This is a genomic window from Kitasatospora sp. Xyl93, from assembly GCF_055383135.1.
The window spans coordinates 8,402,688-8,424,234 of record NZ_AP029185.1 but is presented as its reverse complement, the minus strand read 5'-3'; the positions used below and the strand labels follow the sequence as shown (position 1 = coordinate 8,424,234).

Genomic DNA, 21,547 nt, shown 5'->3' with positions numbered 1-21,547 from the left:
GCACCCGAACCGGCCGGGCGGCCGTGAGTCGGCCGGTCGAGCCGGGACCGCCCGGCGCCGGTTTCGCGTTCGTCGGGCGCCGGCCGGAACTGGACCGTCTCACCGAGGCGATGCTCCACCCGCCCGCCGTGGTGCTGGTCGAGGGCGAGGCCGGCCTCGGCAAGTCCCGTCTGGTGGCCGAGGCCGCGGCCGGCGCGGCCGCCGCGGGCCGCCGGGTGCTGACCGGCTTCTGCCACCCGCTGCGCGAGCCGCTGGCCTTCGGCCCGGTGGTGGACGCGCTGCGCGGCGTGGGCCCGTTCCTGCCGCCCGCCGAGCGCATCGCGGCCAGCGCCGGGGCGCTGCGCCCGCTGCTGCCCGACCTCGCCGACCGGCTCCCGCCGCTGCCCGCGGCCGCCGGCGAGGGGCCGCCGGGGCTGCGGCTGCTGGTCCAGGCGGTGCGCGCGCTGCTCGGCGCGCTCGGCGAGACGGTGCTCGTGGTCGAGGACCTGCACTGGGTGGACGACGCCACCCGCGAGCTGCTCCTGCTGCTGGCCCGGGACGTGCCGCCCGGGCTGGCCCTGGTGCTCACCTACCGGGCCGAGGACCTGCCGCCCGACACCCCCGCGCTGGGCGCCGCCTACCGGCGTCCGGCCGGGGTGGGCGGCGCGCTGCTGCGGCTGTCCCCGCTCGCCGAGGCCGAGGTCGACCAGCTGGCCCGCGCCGCGCTCGGCCCGCGCGCGACGGCGGCGCTCACCCGGGTGCTGTTCGACCGCAGCGAGGGCCTGCCGCTGGTCGCCGAGGAGGACCTGATCACGCTGTGCGAGCGGCGCGGCGCCGGGGCGCTGACCAACGCCGCGGACCTGGCCGCCGACCTGGAGCAGTCCGAGGTGCCGCGCGGCCTGCGCGACGCGGTCACCGAGCGGCTCGCGGCGCTGTCCCCGGACGCCGCCGCGATCGCCTCCGCGGCCGCGGTGCTCGGCGTGCCGGCCGGGGAGGACCTGCTCGCCGCCGTGGCCGGGCTGGAGGCGCAGGCCGCCGCGGACGGCCTCACCGAGGCGCTGCGGGCGGCGGTGCTCAACGAGCGGCCGCTGGCCCGCTACGGGTTCCGGCACGTCCTGGCGCAGCAGGTGGCCTACCGGCGGCTGCCCGGGCCGCGGCGCGGCGCCCTGCACCGGCGCGCGGTGGCGGCGCTGGGCGCGCGCGAGCCGCGGCCGCTGGTGCAGATCGCCCACCACACCCTGGCGCTGGGCGACCGGGCGGCCTGGCAGGAGGTGGCCGAGGCCGCCGCCGACCAGGCGGTGGCGCTCGGGGACAGCGGCAGCGCCGGCGCGCTGCTGCGCCGGCTGCTGGACGAGCCCGACCTGGACCTGCGGCGGCGCGGGCGGGCCGCACTCGCGCTGGCGCGGATCGCCGCCGACGGGGTGGACTCGGTGGCCAGTGCGGCGGCACTGACCGCGATCATCGCGGACCCGCGGCTGCCGGTGCCCGACCGCGGCGAGATCCGCCTCTCGCTGGGCTTCCTGATGGCCGTGCACGGCGGGGACCGGGCCGGTTTCGACCGGATGGAGGAGTCCCTGGAGGAGCTGGAGCAGCGTCCGGGCCGGGCGGCCCGGGCGATGGTGGCGCTGGCCATGAACGAGCGCGACGGCGCCGGCGAGCGCGCCCGGCAGTGGCTGGAGCGGGCCGAGCGGACGCTGGCCGAGCACCCGGACGAGGAGGTGGCCGCCGCGGTGCGGGCCACCCGGCTGACCTTCCAGGCGCGCGAGGGCGACCCGGCGGTGTGGGCGCGGCTGGCGGCGCTGCCGCGCGGTTCGGAGCGCCCGGAGATCGTCCGGCAGACCACCCGCGCGCTGTACAACGCGGGTGAGATCGCCGTCGAGCTGGGCCACGACCGGCGGGCCGCGCTGCTGCTGGAGGAGAGCCGGCGCCTGGCCCGGCAGGCGGCCATCCCCTACCTGGAGTGCTACAGCCGGATCGCGCTGGTGCGGCTGGACGGGCTGGCCGGGCGCTGGGAGGGGCTGGAGGAGCGGCTGGCCGCGCTGGGCGCGGAGTTCCCGGACCTCGCGATGGCCGGGGTCGAGCAGGCGCTGCTGCTGGGCCGGCTGGCGGCCGCGCGCGGCCAACTCGCCGTGGCGCGCGCCCACTTCACCGAGGCGGGCCCGTACGGGGAGCGGGAGTCGCAGGTGACCGGGGCGCTGCGGGCGGCGGCGGGGCTGGCGGCGCTGCAGCTGGCGGAGGGGGACGTCGCGCGGGCGGCGGCCACGCTCGCGCCGGCGCTGGCGGCGCTGCGCCGGGCCGGGGCCTGGCCGCGGGCCGCCGAGCTGCTGCCGGTGGCGGTCGAGGTACTGCTGGCGGCGGGTGACCGGGCGGGGGCGGCGGAGCTGGCCGAGCAGGCGGAGGCGAACCTGGAGGGGCGGGACGCGCCGGCCGCGTCGGCGGCGCTGGCCTTCGCCCGCGGGCTGCTGCTGGCCGACGGGGATCCGGTGGGCGCGTGCGCGCAGTTCGTCCGCTCGGGCGGGCTCTGGCAGCGGATCGGGCGCCCGTACGAGGGGGCGCGGGCCGAGGAGCGGGCCGGCACGGTGTCGGCGGGGGTCGACCGGGCGGCGGCCGGGGAGCGGCTGGCCGCCGCCGAGCGGGCCTACCTGGCGCTGGGAGCGGCCTCGGACGCCGCGCGCTGCCAGCGGCTGCGGCGGGAGTCGGGTCTGGGCCGGGCGGCCTCACCGGGGCGGCGCGGCTACGGTGAGCGGCTGTCCCCGCGTGAGCGGCAGGTCGCGGCGCTGGCCGCGCGGGGGGCGGCGAACCAGGACATCGCGCGGGCGCTGTTCCTGTCGACCCGTACGGTCGAGCACCATGTGGCCAGTGCGCTGCGCAAGCTCGGGGTGGGCCGGGCGGGGCTGGGCGAGGCGCTGGCGGCCGCCGGGGACGACGCCTCCTGAGGTGAGGGGGGTCCCGCCCACTCCCTCAAAGGGGCGGGACCCGGTCCGGGGGGCCGGCGGTGCCGGTGGCGGCCGTCAGGCCGGCCGGTGGTGGCCGGCCGTCAGGCGTGCCGGTGGTGGCCGGCGCGTTCGACGAGCCGGGAGAGCCGGGCCAGTCGGGCCAGGCCGGGCCGGCGCAGGCCGCTGCTGCGGCGGGCGGGCAGCACCAGCCCGGGGTCGGGGGCGGTGAAGTGCTCGTCGGCGTAGAGCCGCAGGCGTTCGCGACGGGTCATGGGGGCGACCTCCGGGGAGGGTGAGGGTCGTCGGCTTGGGCGGGCTCCAGGAAACCGGCCGGGCGGGGGCGGGAACAATGCGTGGCGCTACCCAATCCCGCGCCGAACCCTGGGTACCGCCCGCACCCGCGCCGTCTGCACCCACGCCGCCCGTACCCGCGCCCCTGACGCACCCACGGCCCGCACCACCCGCCCCGTACGCCTGACGCACCGTGGCCCCGCACCACCGGCGGGCGGTACGGGGCCACGGGCGGTGCGGGGCCACGGCCCGGACGCGGGGTCAGCCGCGGGGTCAGCCGCGGGGTCAGTCGCGGGGTCAGCCGCGGGCGGCGGCGTCCAGGGCGCGGGCGTCGGCGGCGATCAGGGCGGCCCGGTCGGCGGGGACGCCGCGGCCGGCCTGGTTCTCGGCCCAGTGGGCGAGCGGCTGGTACTGGCCCTGGCCGAGCATCACGGTCAGGGTGGCGACGGCGTTGCGGTCGGCGCCGGAGGTGAGCACCAGGGCGGCCAGGCCGGTGGGGGTGGCGGCGACGGTGAACCCGGTGGTGGTCTCGGCGCGGCCGCCGGGGCCGGTGGCCTCGGCGCGCAGGGTGTGCTCGCCGAGCGCGAGGGCGGTGGTGTCCAGGGCGGTGCCGGGTGCCAGTTCCTTGCCGTCCAGGGTGAGGCGGACGGTGTCGGCGCCGGTGGCCTGGACGGCGGTCACCGGCCGCTGGGCGCGGTCCAGGGTGGCGCCGGCGGCCGGGGAGGTGATCGCCACGGTGGGCGCGGCGGGCTGGACGGGGGCGCCGCCCTGGAGCCAGGCGCTGTTCCAACCGGCGAGCTCCGCCGGGCGGTTGGTGATGACGCCGTCGACGCCGGCGGCTTCCAGGGCCTTCCAGCGGGTGGCCGAGTCGACCGTCCAGACGTTGACCGCGACGTTGGCCGCGTGCAGGTCCTTCACCACGTCCGGGCGCGCGGCGAGGGCGCCGTCGGAGGGGTTGTAGGCGGACAGGCCGAGCTCCTTGGAGACGGCCACCGGGTCGGCGTCGAGGGCGCCGCGCAGCAGGCCGAGCGGCAGTTCGGGGGCCAGCTCGCGGGTGTACTTCAGGGCGTCGACCTCGAAGCTCTGGACGAAGACCCGGCCGGTCATCCGGTGGTCGCGCACCTCCTGGACGATCCGGGCGACCTCGTCGCGGCTGTGCCTGCCCTTGATCTCCAGCAGCAGGTTGCCGCCGCGGGTGCGCAGGTCCTCCAGCTGGGCGGCCAGGGTGGGGACGCGGGCGCCGGCGTAGGCGGGGCCGAACCAGGAGCCGGCGTCCAGGGTGTCGAGCTGGGCGGCGGTCAGGTCTCGGACGCGGCCCTTGCCGTCGGTGGTGCGGTCGACGCTGTCGTCGTGCAGGACGTAGGGGACGCCGTCCTTGCTGGGCTGGACGTCGTTCTCGATCCACTGGGCGCCGCCGCGGCGGGCGATCTCGTCGGAGACCAGGGTGTTCTCGGGGGCGGCGGAGGAGGCGCCGCGGTGGGCGAAGACGGTCAGCGGGGCGCCGGCCGGGCGCAGTCGGCCGGCGGGGGCGAGCGCGGTGACCTTGAGGTCGTCGAAGGAGACCTTGGCGCCGTTGACCACCAGGGCCTGGCCGCCGTCGGCGCTGCGGGCGACCTGGGTGGTGCGCAGGACCTCCTTGCCGTCGAGGATCCAGCGGGCGGTGGTGCCGTGGACCTCGACGGCGACGCGCACGTCGCGGCCGGTGCCGGCGGCGGTGGGGGCCGCGGCGGTGTCCGTGACGTTCCAGGTGCCGGCGGGGGTGCGCTGGGCGAATTCGAGGCCGTTGGCGGCGGTGGTGCCGGTGCGCATGGTGGCGATCGACCAGGGGGTGGCGCCGGAGGCGGGGACGTCCAGGCCGAGGGCGGTCCAGCGGGCGCCGTCCCGGACGGTCTCGAAGCGGGCGGTGGCCTCGATGCGGAAGTCGTCCAGGTGGCGGCCGAAGGTGATCCGGCTCTGCTGCCCGGAGTCGGCGGAGGTGCCGACCAGGCGGCCGCCCTCCACCTTCCAGTCGCCCTCGACGGCGGCGAAGCCGGCGGGCAGGGCGGGGGCGGAGAAGTGCTCGTCGAGGACGACCTCGCCGGGGGCCGGGGCACCGGCCGCAGCGGGGGCGCCGGCCGCGCCGGGGGCGGATTCGGCGGAGACGGCGCTGGGGGCGCCCAGGGCGACGGCGGTGAGGCCGAGCGAGGCGGCGACGGCGGCGGCGAGCAGACCGGTGCGGCGGCCCGCGCGGGGGCGGTGACTCGGTGTCATGCGCGGCAGGCTAGGGGAGGTTGCCGAACCGGACCCCACGGCTCCGGAAACCGTTCGTGACCATTGCGCGTGCGCTTCGCGAAACCGGCGGATTCCGTGCACCGTTCGGCCGGTTCGTTTCCGTACCGGCCGTTTCCGTACGGCCGCTTCCGTACGGCCGTTTCCGTACGCCGTTTCCGTACCGGCCGCTTCCGTACGGGCGGTCCGGGCGGCCCGCGCCCGCCCACCGGGCGGACGGCCGGCGGCGGGCGGGCCGGGCCGAGGGCGGTCAGTAGCGCAGGACGGCGGCGACCCGCCCGGAGTCGGCGAGGGTGCCGTCGGGGACGAAGCCGACCAGGCCGCCGGTGTCCAGGGTGCGTTCGACGACCTCGTCGACGATGTCGTCCCGGGCCCCGTCCTGGTCGGCCTCGGCGGGCACCAGGTGCTCGCCGTCGTCGCGCACGGTGGCGCGGAAGTCCTCCTCGACCACCAGGCGGGCGATCCGGCCCTGGCCGACGTTCTGCCAGACCTCGTCCAGGCCGGCCGCGAACTGCTGGGCGCCGCGGGCCTTGTCGAGCTGGGCGAGGTGCTCGGCGACCTCGCGCTCGGCGCGGGCGCGCACGGCCGGCTCGACCACCTTGCGGACGGTCTCGGCGTCGGCCTGGGCCAGGCCGCCGTGCGGCAGCTGGGCGGCGGCCTCCTTGGCGATCGGGCCGACGGCGTCCAGCAGGGCGAGCGCGGCGGCCTCGCCGACCACGTACAGCGGGCGGGGGGCGGCGGCCAGCAGCTTGCCGACCTCGGTGTCGGCCTGGCGCAGGAAGGTCTTGGTCCCCTCGTCGCGGAAGGTGCTGGGCGTGTCGCCGATCTGCTCCTGCCGTTCGGGGTCGGGGTTGTCGAAGACGCGTACCAGCGGGAAGCCGTGGGCCCTGTCCTCGGTGACCCGCTCCTCGGTGCCGCCCCACAGCACCACCTTGTCGGCGGCGACGGCGAGCACCCAGAACGGGCGCTCGGCGGCGTGCGCGGCGACCAGGTTGCGGGTGAGGTAGGTGTCGGACAGGACCACCCGGGCGGGGGTGCTGCGGCCGAGTGACCAGACCTGGTGCTCGCCGGGGGCGGCGAAGATCGCCAGGCCGTCCTCGGCGTGCACCAGGTCGACCTCGGCCAGTGCCCGGTCGAGCTGCTCCAGCACGTCGATCCGGTCGGCGCGGGAGACCTTCGGGTCGGCCTGGACGCGCTCCTTCGCCTCGGCCAGCAGGTTGCGCAGCCGGACCGGGTCCTGGGTGTTGTCCGGCTCCCTGCGGTGCGTGGGCATCAGGATCGACACCGCCGGGTAGGGCCGCGGCCGGCGCAGCTCGGCGAGGACGGCGGGGCTGAGGTCGGGGCGCATGGAGACCCTTTCCGAAGGCGGTCGGCCTTCTGGCGTGGACGCGCGGAGCCTGACACTGGGCACTGCTGCCCAAATGTCGTCAATGTACCCATTCACGGCTTCCGCGGCGCGCGCGCACGGCCCCGGGGACAGGGGGCGGGGCGGGCCCGGGGGGCGGGTCTCGGACGGGTGTCCCGCCGGCGCCGCCGCCCGGGGTCGGGCGGCGGCGCCGGCGGGACACGGCGGTCGGACGGTCCGGTCGTCCGGCCAGTCCGGTCGGGACGGTCGGGACGGTCAGAACTGGACGTCGGTGCAGGAGTAGAAGGCGTTGGCGGTGTCGGCGATCTCCCAGACCGCGACGACCACCTGGTGGCCGGTGCGGCCGGTGGGCAGGGTCGCGGTGTGGGTGGTGGTGGCGGCGGGCTGGCGGCCGTTGTAGGGGACGGTCAGGAACGGGGTGAGGTCCAGGGCGGCCCGGGTGATCGGCTGGCCGGCGCTGTAGCCGGGCTTGGTCAGGTAGTACTTGAAGTTCGTGGTGGAGTGCCGGGCCTCGATCTCCCAGGTGAAGGTGAGCTGCTGGCCCGCCGTCACCTTGGTGGTCGGCCAGGCGCCGTTGCGGGGGTTGTCCAGCGGGGCCCAGCGGGCGTCCCCGCCGGCGCAGATGGTGCCGTCCGCCGGGCCGCGGCTCGGGAAGCCCTTGGGGCCCTCGACGCTCTGCGGCTCCCACTGGATGTCGCCGCAGTCCCACGGGACGGCGTTGGCGCCGCAGAGCGCGGAACGGCTCGGCGGCAGGTTGATGAAGCCGTGCGACTGGGCCGGCAGGGCCGCCGCGATCGGCAGGACGATCGCGGCCGCGGCGGCGGCGATCAGGTGGCGCTTGCGCATGGTGCTCCTCCGTGGGGGTGGATGGAGTGTGCGCCCGGCGCGGGGCGTGCGCGTGCGCGTGGGGGTGCGCACGGCGGCCTGCCCGAGACGTGGCATGCCCGCGCCAGACCGGTTGCCCGACACCGTAGGATCTGGTCTCCCCCCGCGTCAATGGTCTGAACCATTTGCGCCAAAGCCCCGCGGATACTGGGCACCGCCCGGCACCGGACGCCCCCGGGCCCGCACCGCGCCCGCCCGGGGGATTGCTTGCATGAGCGCTATATAAGCTCTAGCCGATATTTCTGTTCATGGCTTATCCTGGATCCAGCCACGACTGGAAGGAGGCCAGGCCCCATGACCGCCACGGACCCCGCGCTCACCGCCCTCGCCAACGGTTGGGGGGCGCTCTCCGTCCTGCACGGCCGGATCGAGTCCCACATCGAGCGCGCCCTGCAGACCAAGCACGACCTGAGCGTGCGGGAGTACTCGCTGCTCGACGTGCTCAGCCGCCAGCACGACGGCGTGGGCGGGCACCTGCAGATGAAGCAGGTGGCCGACGCGGTGGTGCTCAGCCAGAGCGCCACCACCCGCCTGGTCACCCGGCTGGAGGACCGCGGCCTGCTGTCGCGCTACCTGTGTCCGACCGACCGCCGCGGCATCTACACCAATGTGAGCGAGGACGGCCTCAGGCTCCTGGAGGAGGCCCGGCCGACCAACGACGCGGCGCTGCGCGAGGCGCTGGCCGAGGCCGCCCGCAACCCCGAGCTGGCCTCGCTGGTCAAGGCGGTGGAGGCCGTGGACGCCGCCTCCCCCGCCCGCTGACCCGGCCGGCCCCGCGCCGCCGCTCCCCCGGGCCCGGCCCGTCCGAACCGCACCCGCGGTCCGGACGGGCCGGGCCCTTTCGCGTTCGCGCACCCGCGCCCCGCACACCCGCACACCCACACACCCACACCAGGGGCCGCAGCACCGCGGCCCGCCCGAGCCCGTAGCGCGTGCATCCTATCCGCGTTTGCACTTATCGCGCGTCTGCAACTATTGTTTAAGCACGCAAGGCGCTAGCTCAAGCAATCACAGAAGGGTTCGGGCCCATGCCTCTCGCTCTCATCGCCCTGGCCATCGGCGCATTCGGGATCGGGACCACCGAGTTCGTGATCATGGGTCTCCTGCCCCAGATCGCCGGCGACTACGGCGTCTCCATCCCCGACGCGGGCCTGCTGGTCACCGGCTACGCCCTCGGCGTCGTCATCGGCGCCCCGCTGATGACCGTCCTCGGCACCAGGATCAGCCGCAAGACCATGCTCATGCTGCTGATGGGCCTGTTCGTGGCCGGGAACCTGCTCTCCGCGTCCGCCCCCTCCTTCCCCGTGATGCTGGCCGGGCGCATCGTGACCTCGCTCGCCCACGGCGCCTTCTTCGGCATCGGCTCCGTGGTCGCCGCCGACCTCGTCGCCCCGCAGAAGAAGGCCGGCGCCATCGCCACCATGTTCACCGGGCTGACCGTCGCCAACATCGTCGGCGTGCCGCTGGGCACCTTCATCGGCCAGGCCGTCGGCTGGCGCGCCACCTTCGCCGGCGTCGCCGCGCTCGGTGTGGTCGGCCTGCTCGGCATCGCCCGCCTGGTTCCCGCCATGCCCCGCGCCGAGGGCGCCCACCTGCGCGGGGAGCTGACCGCCTTCCGCAACCCGCAGGTGCTGCTCGCGATGGCGATGACCGTGCTCGGCTTCGGCGGGGTCTTCGCCGCGATCACCTACATCGCCCCGATGATGACCAACGTCGCCGGCTACGCCGAGGGCTCCGTCACCTGGCTGCTGGTGCTGTTCGGCGTCGGCATGTTCCTCGGCAACCTGCTGGGCGGGCGCTACGCCGACCGCAGGCTGATGCCGATGCTCTACACCACCCTCGGCGGCCTCGCCGTGGTGCTGGCCCTGTTCACCCTCACCGCGCACAACAAGGTGCTGGCCGCCGTCACCGTCCTGCTGGTGGGTGCCCTCGGCTTCGCCACCGTCCCCCCGCTGCAGAAGCGGGTCCTGGACCAGGCCCACGGCGCCCCCACCCTGGCCTCCGCCGTCAACATCGGCGCCTTCAACCTCGGCAACGCGCTGGCCGCCTGGCTCGGCGGGGCCGTCATCGCCGCCGGGCTCGGCTACACCGCCCCGAACTGGGTCGGCGCCGCCCTCGCCGCGGCCGCCCTGCTGCTGGCCTTCTGGTCCGCCGCCCTGGAGCGCCGCGACCACGCCCGTGCGGCCGTCGCCCCGGGCGCGGCTGCCCGCCCCGCCGCCCTGCACCACTGACCATCGACCTGACCGGACCCCACCCCACCCCGGGAGAACCACCGCCATGAGCACCACCGCCGTCGTCCCGCTCACCACCGCCGACGCCGAGACCCTCGTCGCCGCCGCCCGTACCGCCGCCGAGGCCGCCGGCGCGACGGTCAGCGTCACCGTCCTGGACGCGGGCGGCCACCTGCTCGCCTTCCGCCGCGACGACCGCGCCGTGCTGATCTCCGGCGAGACCAGCACCCGCAAGGCCTACACCGCGCTGCAGCTGGACGCCCCCACCGCCGACCTGGTCGACCTGGTCAAGCCCGACGGGCCGTTCCACTCCCTGCCCACCGCGCTGGACCGCCCGCTGCTGTTCCTCGCCGGCGGCCTGCCGGTCCACCGCGACGGCCGGCTGGTCGGCGCCATCGGCGTCGGCGGCGGCGCCCCCGAGCAGGACCACGCCTTCGCCGCCGCCGCCCTGGCCGAGCTCGCCGCGCCCGCCCGCTGAGCACCACGGCCCGCACCCCGCGGGACGTCGTCCTGCGCGACGGCCCCGGCAGCGCCCGGACCGTCCACTCCCCCCTCACCGACCGCACCGCCCGAAGGAGCACCCGACCATGACCACCCCCAGCGTCCCCACCGTGAAGTTGAACAACGGCGTCGAGATCCCCCAGCTCGGCTTCGGCGTCTTCCAGGTCCCCGACGAGCAGACCACCGCCGCCGTCGCCGCCGCCCTGGAGGCCGGCTACCGCAGCATCGACACCGCCGCCATCTACGGCAACGAGACCGGCGTCGGCCGCGCCCTGGCCGCCTCCGGCGTGGCCCGCGAGGACCTGTTCGTCACCACCAAGCTGTGGAACGCCGACCAGGGTCACGACGCCACCCTGCGCGCCTTCGACGCCAGCCTCGCCAAGCTCGGCCTGGACCACGTCGACCTCTACCTCATCCACTGGCCCACCCCGGCCCGCGACCTCTACCTCGACTCCTGGCGCGCCATCGAGAGCCTCGCCGAGGAGGGCCGCATCCGCGCCGCCGGCGTCTCCAACTTCCAGCCCGCCCACCTCCAGCGCCTGCTGGACAACAGCTCGCTGGTGCCCGCCGTCAACCAGGTCGAGCTGCACCCCGGCCTCCAGCAGGCCGAGCTGCGCGCCTTCCACGCCGCGCACGGCATCGCCACCGAGGCCTGGAGCCCGCTCGCCCAGGGCGCCGTCCTGGACGACCCGGCGATCACCGCCGTCGCCGAGCGCACCGGCAAGTCCCCCGCCCAGGTCGTCCTGCGCTGGCACCTGCAGCTCGGCAACATCGTCATCCCCAAGTCGGTCACCCCGGCCCGCATCCGGCAGAACCTCGACGTCTTCGACTTCGAGCTGACCGAGCAGGACATGGCCGCCGTCGCCGCCACCGACCGCGGCCTGCGCACCGGCCCGCACCCGGACCAGTTCAACTGATCCGCCCCGCCACTCCCGTCCCGGGCGGTCGCACCGCCGCCCGGGACGGGGCCTTCCCCGAGGACCCCGCCATGGCACCGCCCCACCCCGCACTCGCCAAACTGGCCCCCGCCGACGGCCGGCTGACCATCGGCCTGGAACTGCCCCTGGACAACGACTGGGGCCAGGACCGCGGCCGGACCGACCGCGCGGCGGGCCGCCCCTTCGGCGTCCCCGACCTCGCCGAGCACGCCCGCCTCGCCCGGCTCGCCGACCGCCTCGGCTTCGCCGCCCTGTGGGTGCGCGACGTCCCGCTCTACGACCCGCTCCAGTTCGGCGACGCCGGCAGCGTCTTCGAGACCTTCACCCACCTGGGCCACCTCGCCGCCCTCACCCGCGACGCGGTCCTCGCCACCGGCGCGGTCGTCCTGCCGCTGCGCGAACCGCTGCTGGTCGCCAAGGCCGCCGCCACCGTCGACGTGCTCTCCGGCGGCCGCCTGCTGCTCGGCCTGGCCAGCGGCGACCGCCCCGTCGAGTACCCGCTGTTCGACCGCGACTTCCACCACCGCGGCCAGGCCTTCCGCACCGGCGTCCGAACCCTGCGCGCCGCCTGGCGCCCCGGCCCGCTGGAACTGCTCGCCGCCGGCCTCGGCGCCGAGCGGCAGCTGGAGGTCCTCCCCCGGCCCAGCCACCCCGCGGGCATCCCGATCGCGGTGGCCGGCGGCGCCCAGCAGAGCCCCGAGTGGATCGCCGAGCACGCCGACGCCTCCCTCAACTACCCGCGCGACCCGGGCGCACTGCGCCTACGGATGCGCCAGTGGCGCGACCTCGCCGGCGACAAGCCCTACCTGACCCCGATGGTGCTCACCCTCGCCGAGGACCCGGCCGCCGCCCCGCGCCCCATCCGCCTCGGCCTCAGCACCGGGCGCACCGCGCTGATCGAGCACCTGGAGCTGATGTCCGACCTCGGCGTCTCCCACGTCTCCTTCAACCTGCGCCCCAACGACCGCCCGGTCGACGACCTCCTCCACGAACTCGCCGAGGAAGTCCTGCCCCGCTTCGCCGCCCCGGCCCCGGCCGCCGCCGGACAGCACGGCTGAGCCGACGGCAAGCCCCCCACCCGCGCCCGCGTCCCGCCCCCGGGACGCGGGCGCGGGTACAGGTAGGGGTGCGGCGGGCGGTGGGCGGCCGGGGGCCGGGCGTCAGGGCGCCGGGTGGCGCAGGGCGACGGCCGCGCGCACGGTGTTGGCCTGGTGGGCGCCCTGGTGGGCGACCGGCAGCCAGACCGGTTCGAAGCGCCGCTGGTACTGGGCGCACCAGTCCCGCAGGAGGTGGTCGAGGCGGGCGGCCTCGCGGGCGGCGGGGGCGCCGGCCACCCGGACGGCGCGGCGCAGCAGGGCGGCGGCGCGCACCGGCACGCGGTGGGCCCACAGGTCGATGCCGGTGAGGCGGGCGCGGGTCATCGGGGTGTGCAGGAGGTCGTGTCCGTGGACCTCGGGGTCCCAGGCGTCGGCGAGCTGGTGCAGGGCGGTCAGCGGGGTGCGGGCGGCGCGCAGCAGTGGGGTGTCGGGGTGGCGCAGGTGGGGCAGGGCGGCGTCGAGGAGTGCGGTGAGGAGGGTGCCGCGGTGGCGCAGGCGGTCGGCGGTGGTGCACAGGTGGCGGTGGACGTCGTCGGCGGGGCGGTGGTCGCCGAGGTGGGCGCTGGTGAAGGCGGGGACTTCGACGAGGACGGTCTCGCCGCCGTGGCGTTGCGGGGCGAACCAGGTGCCGGCGCGGCCGCGGTCGCCCTGGTGGGGGGTGAGCATGCCGGTGGTGCGCTCCTGGTGGTCGATGTGGTGGGGGGTCATCAGGTAGACGCCGGGGCCGGATTCGTGCAGGTGGAAGGTGTCGAAGGCGCCGGTCTCGACGGGGATGCCGAGGTGGGCGGCGGAGCGGGCGAAGGGGTGGGCGAGGGCGGTGGGGTCGCTGGTGGCCTGGACGAAGGTGCCGCCGACGTCGGTGCTGTGCAGGGAGAACTGGAGGGTGGGGCGCAGTTCGTCGACGAGGTCGAGGAGGGCGCGGCTCTCGGGGAGGTCGGCGCCGATGGCGGGGGCCCATTCGGGCTGGTCCTCGGCGGCGGGGCGGTAGTAGTGGGCGAAGTAGGCGGGCAGGGTGCGGGCGGTGCGGCTGCCGTCGGCGAGGTGGGCGCCGTCGGGGTCGAGGCAGAGCAGGAAGTGCCAGGTGAGGTCGGGGTGCGGGCGGGTGAGGGCGTGGTGGGCGAGGTCGGTGACGGCGGTGCGGGCGGCGAACTCGTCGGCGTGGGCGCCGGCGACGACCAGGACGTCGTGGGGGCCGTGGCCGACGGTGAGCAGGGTCAGGGGGCGGCCGGCGCGGGAGGTGCCGACGGTGCGCACCCGGCACAGGTCGGGCCACCGGGTGGCCAGCCGGCGTGCGGTGTCGTCGAGTTCGGCGAGGGTGGGGTAGTGGTCGTGGTGGGGGGCGGCCGTGGCCGCGGGGATCGTCGCGTCGGTCACCTTCGGTTTCCTCCCCTGGGTCGTGGCAAGTAGTTGTACCTGCCGCAGGGGTTCGCGGTACGGGCGGGGCCCGGCCGGCTGCGGGGATCCGGGCGGGGCCCGGCCGGGTGCGGGGAGCCGGGCGGGGCCCGGCCGGGTGCGGGGATACGGGCGGGGTCCGTCGTGGCCCGGCCGCGTGCGAACGGCCCGGCGGGGTAGCCGAGCGGGCATGCTGACACTCGGAGTCGAGGAAGAGTACCTGCTGGTCGACCCCCGCGACGGCGCGCCGATGCCCCGCGCCGCCGAGGTCCTGGCCACCGCCTCGCTGGCGCCCGCGCTGCGCCCGCCGGAGGCGCAGCACGAGCTGCTCCAGGTCCAGGTGGAGAGCGCCACCCCGGTCTGCGAGGACCTCCCCGCGGTGGGCCGCCACCTGGCGCGGGTGCGGGCGGCGCTGAACGCGGCCGCCGCCCAGCACGGCTGCCGGGTCGTCCCGGTCGGCTCCGCCCCGTTCGCTCCCGCCGGCGGGGTGCCGGTCACCGACGACACCCGTTACCGGCGGGCCCGGCGCCAGGCGCCCGCCCTGGTCGACGACCTGATGCTGAACGGCATGCACGTCCACGTCGGCGTGGCCGACGAGGAGGAGCGCGTGGGCGCCCTGGTACGGCTGCGGCCCTGGCTGCCCGTGCTGATCGCGCTCAGCGCCAACTCGCCCTACTGGCGCGGGCGCGACACCCGCTTCGCCAGCTGGCGGACCGTCCACTTCGACCAGTGGGCGGTGAGCGGCCCGCCGCCCGCCTTCCGCGACGCCGCCGACCACCGGCGGCGGGTGGCGGCGCTGCGCGCGGCCGGGGTCGTGGCCGACGACGGCCAGCTCTACTGGCAGGCCCGGCTGTCCGCGCGCTACCCGACGGTGGAGGTGCGGGCGACGGACGTGCAGCTGACGGTCGCCGACGCCGAACTGTTCGCCGGCCTGATCCGGGGCCTGGTCGCCGCGGCCGTGCTGGAGGAGCGGGCCGGGCGCCCGCGCCCGGAGGCCGCCGACGAACTGCTGCGCGCCGCCGTCTGGCACGCCGCCCGCACCGGGACGCACGGCGACCTGGTCTCCCCCGACGGCACCTGCCGCCCGGCCGCGGCCGTGGTCGGGCAGCTGCGCGCCTACGCCGCCCCCGGCCTGGAGGCCACCGGCGACACCGGGCGGGTGGAGGAGCTGTGGCGGGGCTTCGAGCTCCGGGGCAGCGGCGCCGACCGCCAGCGCCGCTGGTACCGCGAGCTGGGCCGCGAGGGCCTGGCCGAGCGCCTGGTCGCCTCCACCGTCACCCGCACGCCGTGACCGCGGGCGACGGCGCCCGGCCCCCGCTGCTCAAGGAGTCAGGCGCCGTCCCCGTCCCCGTCCCCGTCGTCCGCCCCGCCGTCGCCCCCGTCCCCGGTGCGCTCGTCGGGGCCGAGCCGCCGGGCCCGGCCGGGTTCGGCGGTGGTCGCCTCGCCCTGCTCCTGGGTGCTCCGCTCCTCGTCGCCCGGCCCGGCTCCCGGCGCCCGGGGGTCGCTGGAGGCGTCGTCTCCGTCGTGGTGCAGCGGCACGCCGCCCGCGCCGCCCTGGGGGATCTCGTTCACCGTCGGCTCCTCGCCTCGTGGTCCGTCGCCCGCTCGCCTCGCGGGTGTCCGCTTCGCGGGTTCCGCCTCGCGGGTGCCCGGGAGGCGGCGGACCAATCCCCGGGTGTCGCGCCGCGCGCCGGGGGCAGACGCGCGGTGTGAATCCCATCGAACGGGGCCTGCGGGCCGTGGACGGCTTCCAGCAGCGCCACCGGGCCACCGGCCTGGTGGTCGGCGTCGTGCGCAAGTACGGGGACGACCGGGGCGGGCTGCTGTCCGCCCTGATCACCTACTACGGCTTCGTCGCCCTGATCCCGCTGCTGCTCCTGCTCAGCACCGCCCTCGGCTTCGTCCTGCACGGCCACCCCGACGCGCAGCGCGCGGTCGTGGACTCCGCGCTCGCCGACTTCCCGATCATCGGCGACCAGCTGCGCCAGAACGTCCACTCCCTGGCGGGCAGCGGCCTGGCGTTGCTGATCGGCGCGCTGGGGCTGCTGTACGGGGCGCTGGGCATCGCGCAGGTCCTGCAGCACGCGATGGCCGAGGTGTGGAACGTGCCCGGGGTGCAGCGGCCCGGCTACTGGCCGCGGCTGGCGCGCAGCCTGCTGCTGTTCGCGGTGCTGGGCAGCGGGCTGGTGCTGGGCACCGCCGCCGCCTCGCTGGTCGGCGGCACGCTGGCCGGGACGGCCGCCCGGATCGGGGGGCTGGTGGTCTCGGCGCTGGTGAACGCCGCGCTGTGCCTGGCCTGCTTCCGGGTGCTCACCCCGCGCGAGGTCCCGCTGCGGGCGCTGTGGCCGGGCTGCGCGCTCGCCGGGCCGCTGTTCACCGCCCTGCAGGCCGGCGGCGCGCTGCTGGTCACCCACGCGCTGCGGCACGCGAGCCAGGTCTACGGGTTCTTCGCGACGGTGATCGGGCTGCTGTCCTGGATCTACCTGGCGGCGCAGGTCACCGTGTACGCGGCCGAGGTGAACGTGGTGCTCGCCCGGCGGCTGTGGCCGCGCAGCCTGCTGCAGCCGCCGCTGACGGAGGCCGACCAGGCGGTGCTGTCCTCGGTCGCCCGCCAGGAGGAGCGCCGGCCCGAGCAGCGGGTCGACGTCTCCTTCCCCGACGAGCCCGAGGACCCGGATGCCGCCGACCGGGACGCCGCCCCGGGCAGCGCGAAGAACGGCACGAAGAACGGCGCGGAGAGCGGTGAGACGGGCGGTGGGACGGGCGGGGGCGCCACGGACGCCGCCCGCGACGACAGGCTTCGCCCGGATTCGTCCTGATTCCTACTTTCGGCAGCGGGCAGAGCACACACATGAGCGAACCACTCCCCCACGAACCGGACCCCGCGACCGACCCGGCGGCAACGGCGGAAGCGGCGGAAGCGGCGGAAGCGGCCGGCCCGGCGGAGGCGGCGGAGGCCCGGCGGCTGACCGACGAGCTGCGGGCCGCGGTGGCGGAGCCGCGCACCGCCGCCCTGGTCCTGACCCGGCGGGTGCGCGCCGCCCGGCGCGGCCGGGTCTGGACGGCCCTCGGCTTCCCCTCCTGGGACGCCTACGCCCTGGCCGAGCTCGGCCTCTCCCGGCCCACCGCCTACCGGCTGCTGGACCTCGCGGCGGTGGCCGGGGCGATCGAGGAGACCGTCGGCCGCGAGGCCGGGCCGCAGCTCGCGCACGGCTGGGACGCCTGGCCGGTGCTGTCCGTCCAGGCGGTCGTCGACCTGCGCGGCCGGCTGGCCGAACTCACCGACCTGATCACCGAGCGGCTGGCCCGGGTGCGCGCCGAAGCCGGCGGCGCGGCGCCGCAGCCCGCCCTGGTGGGCGCCGCCGTGGCCGACGCCGTCGCCGAGCTGCGGGAGCGCCCGGACGTGCCGCCGGTCGACCTCCAGGGCGTCCGCAGCCCCGACGGCCACGACGTCGAGGCCTGGCGCCACGTCGTCGCGCGGGGCCTGGACGCGCAGCAGCAGGTGCTCGGCGGCTTCCGGGAGCTGGGCCTGCTGGCCCTGCGGGTCGCGCCGGGCTACGTCGCGGACCGCGACGCCGAGGCGGTGCTGCACCTGCTCGGCAAGGAGCTCGGCAGCACCTGCGAGGAGCTGCTGGCCTGCCGCCGCTACGCCCTGACCGGCGACGCCCGCGCGGTCGAGGGCCGGTGAGGCCGGCCGGCCGCGAGGCCTGGCGGGAGGCCCGGAACGGCCCCGGTCACCCGCCGTCCGCGCCAGGCCGGGCCCGCGGCCGCGGCACCGGGGGCGGCCCGTCGGCGCCGTCCCCGCCGTCCGGGGAGGAACCGGGCGCCGGGGCCACCGGCAGCCGGGGCAGGGCGTACGGGTGGTGGTCGCGCAGGTAGCCGATGAGGTGCTCGCGCAGCTGGCAGCGCAGCTCGAAGGCGTCGGCGCCGTCCGCCGCGGTGGCCAGCACCCGCACCACGATGGTGGTGGGGGTGGTGTCGACCACCTGGAGGGCGCTGCCCTCGCGGTCCCACAGTTCGTTGCCGGCCAGGAAGGCGTCGAACTCCTTGCGCAGCAGGGGGATCGGGGCGTGGTGGTCGAGGTGGAGCAGCGCGGTGCCGGTGATCCGGCTGGAGCGGCGGGACCAGTTCTCGAACGGGCGGCCGACGAAGTACGACATCGGCATCACCAGGCGCCGCTGGTCCCAGGTGGCGATCACCACGGCGGTCAGGGTGATCTCCTCCACCTCGCCCCACTCGCCGCCGACCACGACCACGTCGCCGATCCGGGCGAGGTCGCCGAAGGCCATCTGGACGCCGGCGAAGACGTTGGCCAGGGTGCTCTGGGCCGCGACGCCCGCCACCACGCCGACCAGTCCGGCGGAGGCGAGCAGGCTCGTGCCGACGCCGCGCACCGCCGGGAAGGTCATCAGGACCGCGCCCAGCGTCACCACGGCGACGATCGCCTGGCCGATCCGGCCGAGCAGGTCGGCCTGGGTGCGGGCGCGCCCGGCCCAGGCCGGGTCGCGGCGGTGCACGGCCAGCCGCAGGGTGCTGTCCACGACCAGCGCCACCACCCGGGCGCACAGCCAGCCGCCGGAGGCGATGGCGAGGATCACCGCCAGGTGGCGCAGCCCCTCGCTCGCGGCGGGCGGCGCGGCGATCCAGGGCAGGGCGGCGAGCAGGAGCAGACAGGCCGTCAGCGCCAGCAGCGGGAGCCGGCAGCGGCGTACCACCAGGGGTATGCCGGCGGTGCCCGCGCGGGCGGCCAGGCGCCGTCCCGCGAGCTGCGTGATCCGGTCCAGGCCGTACGCGAAGAGCACCGCCGCGGCGCTCGCCAGTGCCAGCCGTAGCAGGCTCCACCACATCTGCCGTTCTTCCCTTCGCCGGGGGCCGCCGGCGGGCGCCCGGACGGGCGCCACCGGTCACCTGTTCGCTTTTCCCGGCGGGGCGCGGCCATTCCTGCCGGTGACGGACCCCACAGGGGCCGCCGGACGGCGCGTCCGACGGGGCGGCATGGATGCGGCGGTCCGGGGCAGCCGGTCATCGCGCGTCCGCGCCGGGCCCGGCACCCCGCCGGCCCGGCCCACGGAAGGGAGAAACGCATGAGCGGGAACGTCGACATCTGGGAGTTCCGCAGCACCAGCGGCCACAGCGCCGGTACCGACCTCATCGGGTTCCACGTGGAGGCGGTGGACGGCTCCGTCGGCAAGGTGGACAAGCTGTCCGAGGAGGTGGGGGCGCAGTACCTGGTCGTGGACACCGGCCCGTGGATCTTCGGCAAGCGGGTGCTGCTGCCGGCCGGCACCGTCATCCGCATCGAGGTCGCGGAGCAGAAGGTGTACGTGGACCGGACCAGGGAGGAGATCAAGCACAGCCCCGATCTCGACAGCGGGGCGCTGGAGGAGCCGGAGTCCCCGTTCCGGGACCAGTACGCGCTCTACTACGGCCCGTTCTACGGCAACCGCGCCATCTGACCCGCGGCCGGCCGGGCCGTCGGCCGTCGCCCCCGCCCCGGGGCGGCGGCCGGCCGCCGTCCGGGCCTGCGCACCCGGCCCGGGCCGGTCCCGGAAGGTCAGTCCCGGGTCAGCCGGTGGGCGTCGAACTCGGCCCAGACGGCCTTGCCCTGGCCGTTCGGCTCGGCGCCCCAGCGGTCGGCGGTGCGCTGCACGATGAACAGGCCGTGGCCGCCGGGCAGGGCCGGCTCGTGCGGCAGGCGCAGGACGGGCATGACCGGGCTGCGGTCGCTGACCTCCACCCGCAGGCGCTGCCCGGTGGCGTGCAGGACCAGCTCCGACGGGCCGTCACCGTGCAGCATGGCGTTGGCCACCAGCTCCGCCACCAGCAGCACGACGTCCTCGCCGACGCCCTCGTGGGCGTCCGGCGCCCCGGCGGGCGGGTACCAGTCGCCGACGGCCTCGGCGGTGAAGGCCCGGGCCCGGGCGACCGGCTTGGTGAGCCCCGCCAGGGGCAGCCGTCTGCGCTGGCCGCCGGGCGGCAGCACCGGGCCGGCCCGGTGCGCTTCGCCGTCCAGGGTTCCCCGGCTCATCGTCATGTGAGGGCACCCTTTCGGATCGACGGCGGTTCGCAGGGTCGGTTTCCCGGCGCTCCCGGGATTATGCCTGCCCCGGCGCCGGGTGCGCGCCCCTACGGCACAGTCCCCGGCGCACCGTGTACGGCGCACCGGGGACGGCTCAGGCCGCCAGGGCCTCCTCGGCCGAGGCGTGGATGGAGAACACCGCCCGGGTGCCGGTCAGTTCGAGGACCCGCATCACGGTGGGCGGCACCGCGGCCAGGTGCAGCTCCACGCCTTCCTCCCCCGCCGCCAGACGGGTCCTGAGCAGGAGGTTCAGGCCGGAGGAGTCGCAGAAGCCGACCCCGGCGAGGTCGATCACCACCGCGCCGGGCCGCTGCGCGACCAGGGCGGTGAGGGTGTCGGCTGCCGGGGCGAGCGTCTCGATGTCGAGGTCGCCCGCCAGGGCGCAGACCACCGCACCGGCCGCCGCGTGGCGGGTGCGCACCGCCAGCTGCGCACGGTACGGGGAGGCCGCCGGCCCGGGGGCCCGCTGGTCGTTGTCGGATGGCATCATCGTCGTCCCCTCGTGTCCGTGCCCTCCGACCTTACGTACGCGGAGTCCCGCGGCCAAACGGGTGCGGGGGCGGCAGGCACCCTCAGTCCTTCTCCAGCCCCTCGCGCAGGCGCCGCAGGGTGCGCGAGAGCAGCCGGGAGACGTGCATCTGGGACACCCCCAGGCGCTCACCGATCTGCGACTGCGTCAGGTCCTCGCAGAAGCGCATCGACAGGATCAGCCGCTCGCGCTCCGGCAGGGCGGCGACCAGCGGCTTGAGCGCCACCAGGTCCTCCACCTTGGACAGGTCCCGGTCCTCCTCGCCGAAGCGCTCGCCCAGGCCGCCGGGGCGGTCGTCGTCCTCGGTGCTGATGTCCAGGGAGCCCGCGGTGTGCCCGTTCGCGGCGGTCAGGCCCTCGACCACCTCCTCCTGGGAGATCCCCAGGTGGCCGGCCAGCTCGGCCACCGTGGGGGCCCGGTCCAGCTCCTGCGCCAGGCGGTCCTGGGCCTTGGCCAGCACGATCCGCAGCTCCTGGAGGCGGCGCGGCACGTGGACGGCCCAGGTGGTGTCGCGGAAGTGCCGGCGGATCTCGCCGAGCACGGTGGGCAGCGCGAAGGTGGTGAACTCGACGCCCAGCTCGGGGTCGAACCGGTCGATGGCCTTGATCAGGCCGACCGCCCCGACCTGCAGCAGGTCCTCCTGCGGCTCGCGGTGCGCGGTGAAGCGGCGGATCGCGTACCTGACCAGGGACAGGTTCATCTCCACCAGGGTGGCCCGCACGTACGAGTACTCCCGGGTGCCCTCCTCCAGCGAGGCGAGCCGGCGCAGCAGCACCCGGGTGAGCTCGCGGGCGTCGGCGGGCGCCACCTCGCGCGGGTCGCCGGCCGCGGCGAGTTCCGGTGGCAGCAGGTCGCGCAGCCCCGCTGTGGCGGAGGCGGCCGTGCGGGACGGGTCCTCCGTCGGCGAAGCGGCGGAGGCGGTCAGTTCACCAGTGGTCGTGACCATCGGAGTCCTTCCTCGAGTCGGCACGGTCGAACGCCCCGACTACCCCGCCCCGGCCCGTCGATGCAGTGACCCCGTGTGGAGGTTTCGTGAATCCCGGCCGGGCGTGCGG

20 protein-coding genes are annotated in these 21,547 nt (G+C 76.7%); 10 read left to right on the top strand and 10 right to left on the bottom strand.

Annotation, left to right across the window (positions count from 1 at the left end; genetic code table 11):
* Positions 1-23: 23 nt before the first annotated feature.
* Positions 24-2,915, top strand: a complete 2,892-nt coding sequence (locus ACZ5GH_RS36545; RefSeq protein WP_387754423.1) for an ATP-binding protein — start codon at positions 24-26, stop codon at positions 2,913-2,915.
* 101 nt (positions 2,916-3,016) lie between these two features.
* Here ACZ5GH_RS36545 and ACZ5GH_RS36540 read toward each other — a convergent pair whose 3' ends face one another.
* The 4 genes from ACZ5GH_RS36540 to ACZ5GH_RS36525 all read right to left on the bottom strand — a co-directional run bounded on the left by ACZ5GH_RS36540 (position 3,017) and on the right by ACZ5GH_RS36525 (position 7,686).
* Positions 3,017-3,187, bottom strand: coding sequence for a hypothetical protein (locus ACZ5GH_RS36540; protein ID WP_387754420.1), 171 nt, complete (start codon positions 3,185-3,187; stop codon positions 3,017-3,019).
* Between the two features lie 316 nt (positions 3,188-3,503).
* Positions 3,504-5,456 (bottom strand): glycerophosphodiester phosphodiesterase family protein, encoded by a 1,953-nt coding sequence (locus tag ACZ5GH_RS36535; protein WP_464336522.1) that lies wholly within the window; start codon positions 5,454-5,456, stop codon positions 3,504-3,506.
* A 268-nt stretch (positions 5,457-5,724) separates the two neighbouring features.
* Entirely contained in the window at positions 5,725-6,822 is a 1,098-nt protein-coding gene (locus ACZ5GH_RS36530) for a baeRF3 domain-containing protein (RefSeq protein WP_387754415.1), read from the bottom strand.
* 273 nt (positions 6,823-7,095) lie between these two features.
* Positions 7,096-7,686 (bottom strand): lytic polysaccharide monooxygenase, encoded by a 591-nt coding sequence (locus ACZ5GH_RS36525; protein WP_387754412.1) that lies wholly within the window; start codon positions 7,684-7,686, stop codon positions 7,096-7,098.
* A gap of 333 nt (positions 7,687-8,019) precedes the next feature.
* Between ACZ5GH_RS36525 and ACZ5GH_RS36520 the strand changes: the two genes are divergently transcribed.
* From ACZ5GH_RS36520 to ACZ5GH_RS36500, 5 genes are all read left to right on the top strand, one after another.
* Positions 8,020-8,487 carry a MarR family winged helix-turn-helix transcriptional regulator gene (locus tag ACZ5GH_RS36520; protein ID WP_464336521.1) on the top strand — a complete coding sequence of 156 codons (468 nt, stop codon included), beginning with the start codon at positions 8,020-8,022 and terminating at the stop codon, positions 8,485-8,487.
* A 266-nt stretch (positions 8,488-8,753) separates the two neighbouring features.
* Entirely contained in the window at positions 8,754-9,956 is a 1,203-nt protein-coding gene (locus ACZ5GH_RS36515; protein WP_387754407.1) for an MFS transporter, read from the top strand.
* Positions 9,957-10,002: 46 nt separating this feature from the next.
* A complete protein-coding gene (locus ACZ5GH_RS36510) occupies positions 10,003-10,434 on the top strand; it encodes a GlcG/HbpS family heme-binding protein (protein WP_387754404.1) in 432 nt (143 codons plus the stop codon).
* 109 nt (positions 10,435-10,543) lie between these two features.
* The gene (locus ACZ5GH_RS36505) at positions 10,544-11,374 is read left to right on the top strand and encodes an aldo/keto reductase (protein WP_387754402.1); all 831 of its coding nucleotides are present in this window, start codon (positions 10,544-10,546) and stop codon (positions 11,372-11,374) included.
* Between the two features lie 71 nt (positions 11,375-11,445).
* Positions 11,446-12,453 (top strand): TIGR03571 family LLM class oxidoreductase, encoded by a 1,008-nt coding sequence (locus ACZ5GH_RS36500; RefSeq protein ID WP_464336520.1) that lies wholly within the window; start codon positions 11,446-11,448, stop codon positions 12,451-12,453.
* 102 nt (positions 12,454-12,555) lie between these two features.
* Here the strand turns inward: ACZ5GH_RS36500 and ACZ5GH_RS36495 are convergent, their stop codons facing one another.
* On the bottom strand, positions 12,556-13,866 hold the full coding sequence (locus ACZ5GH_RS36495; RefSeq protein WP_464336519.1) for a M14 family zinc carboxypeptidase: 1,311 nt from the start codon (positions 13,864-13,866) through the stop codon (positions 12,556-12,558).
* Positions 13,867-14,074: 208 nt separating this feature from the next.
* On the opposite strand from ACZ5GH_RS36495, the gene ACZ5GH_RS36490 reads away from it, so the two are divergent.
* Positions 14,075-15,175 (top strand): carboxylate-amine ligase, encoded by a 1,101-nt coding sequence (locus ACZ5GH_RS36490; protein WP_387754393.1) that lies wholly within the window; start codon positions 14,075-14,077, stop codon positions 15,173-15,175.
* Between the two features lie 38 nt (positions 15,176-15,213).
* Here the strand turns inward: ACZ5GH_RS36490 and ACZ5GH_RS36485 are convergent, their stop codons facing one another.
* On the bottom strand, positions 15,214-15,456 hold the full coding sequence (locus tag ACZ5GH_RS36485) for a hypothetical protein (RefSeq protein ID WP_464336518.1): 243 nt from the start codon (positions 15,454-15,456) through the stop codon (positions 15,214-15,216).
* A 137-nt stretch (positions 15,457-15,593) separates the two neighbouring features.
* On the opposite strand from ACZ5GH_RS36485, the gene ACZ5GH_RS36480 reads away from it, so the two are divergent.
* Both ACZ5GH_RS36480 and ACZ5GH_RS36475 read left to right on the top strand, forming a co-directional pair.
* On the top strand, positions 15,594-16,703 hold the full coding sequence (locus tag ACZ5GH_RS36480) for a YihY/virulence factor BrkB family protein (RefSeq protein WP_464336517.1): 1,110 nt from the start codon (positions 15,594-15,596) through the stop codon (positions 16,701-16,703).
* A gap of 32 nt (positions 16,704-16,735) precedes the next feature.
* The gene (locus ACZ5GH_RS36475; protein WP_464336516.1) at positions 16,736-17,572 is read left to right on the top strand and encodes a hypothetical protein; all 837 of its coding nucleotides are present in this window, start codon (positions 16,736-16,738) and stop codon (positions 17,570-17,572) included.
* A gap of 46 nt (positions 17,573-17,618) precedes the next feature.
* Here the strand turns inward: ACZ5GH_RS36475 and ACZ5GH_RS36470 are convergent, their stop codons facing one another.
* Positions 17,619-18,731 (bottom strand): mechanosensitive ion channel family protein, encoded by a 1,113-nt coding sequence (locus ACZ5GH_RS36470; RefSeq protein WP_464336515.1) that lies wholly within the window; start codon positions 18,729-18,731, stop codon positions 17,619-17,621.
* Between the two features lie 237 nt (positions 18,732-18,968).
* Here ACZ5GH_RS36470 and ACZ5GH_RS36465 point away from each other — a divergent pair, with 237 nt between their 5' ends.
* Positions 18,969-19,340, top strand: coding sequence for a PRC-barrel domain-containing protein (locus ACZ5GH_RS36465; protein ID WP_387754381.1), 372 nt, complete (start codon positions 18,969-18,971; stop codon positions 19,338-19,340).
* A 98-nt stretch (positions 19,341-19,438) separates the two neighbouring features.
* Here the strand turns inward: ACZ5GH_RS36465 and ACZ5GH_RS36460 are convergent, their stop codons facing one another.
* From ACZ5GH_RS36460 to ACZ5GH_RS36450, 3 genes are all read right to left on the bottom strand, one after another.
* Positions 19,439-19,918: an ATP-binding protein gene (locus ACZ5GH_RS36460; RefSeq protein ID WP_464336514.1), complete on the bottom strand. Its 480-nt coding sequence runs from the start codon at positions 19,916-19,918 to the stop codon at positions 19,439-19,441.
* A 139-nt stretch (positions 19,919-20,057) separates the two neighbouring features.
* On the bottom strand, positions 20,058-20,453 hold the full coding sequence (locus ACZ5GH_RS36455) for an STAS domain-containing protein (protein ID WP_387754376.1): 396 nt from the start codon (positions 20,451-20,453) through the stop codon (positions 20,058-20,060).
* 82 nt (positions 20,454-20,535) lie between these two features.
* Positions 20,536-21,438: a SigB/SigF/SigG family RNA polymerase sigma factor gene (locus tag ACZ5GH_RS36450; RefSeq protein WP_464336513.1), complete on the bottom strand. Its 903-nt coding sequence runs from the start codon at positions 21,436-21,438 to the stop codon at positions 20,536-20,538.
* Positions 21,439-21,547 lie beyond the last annotated feature (109 nt).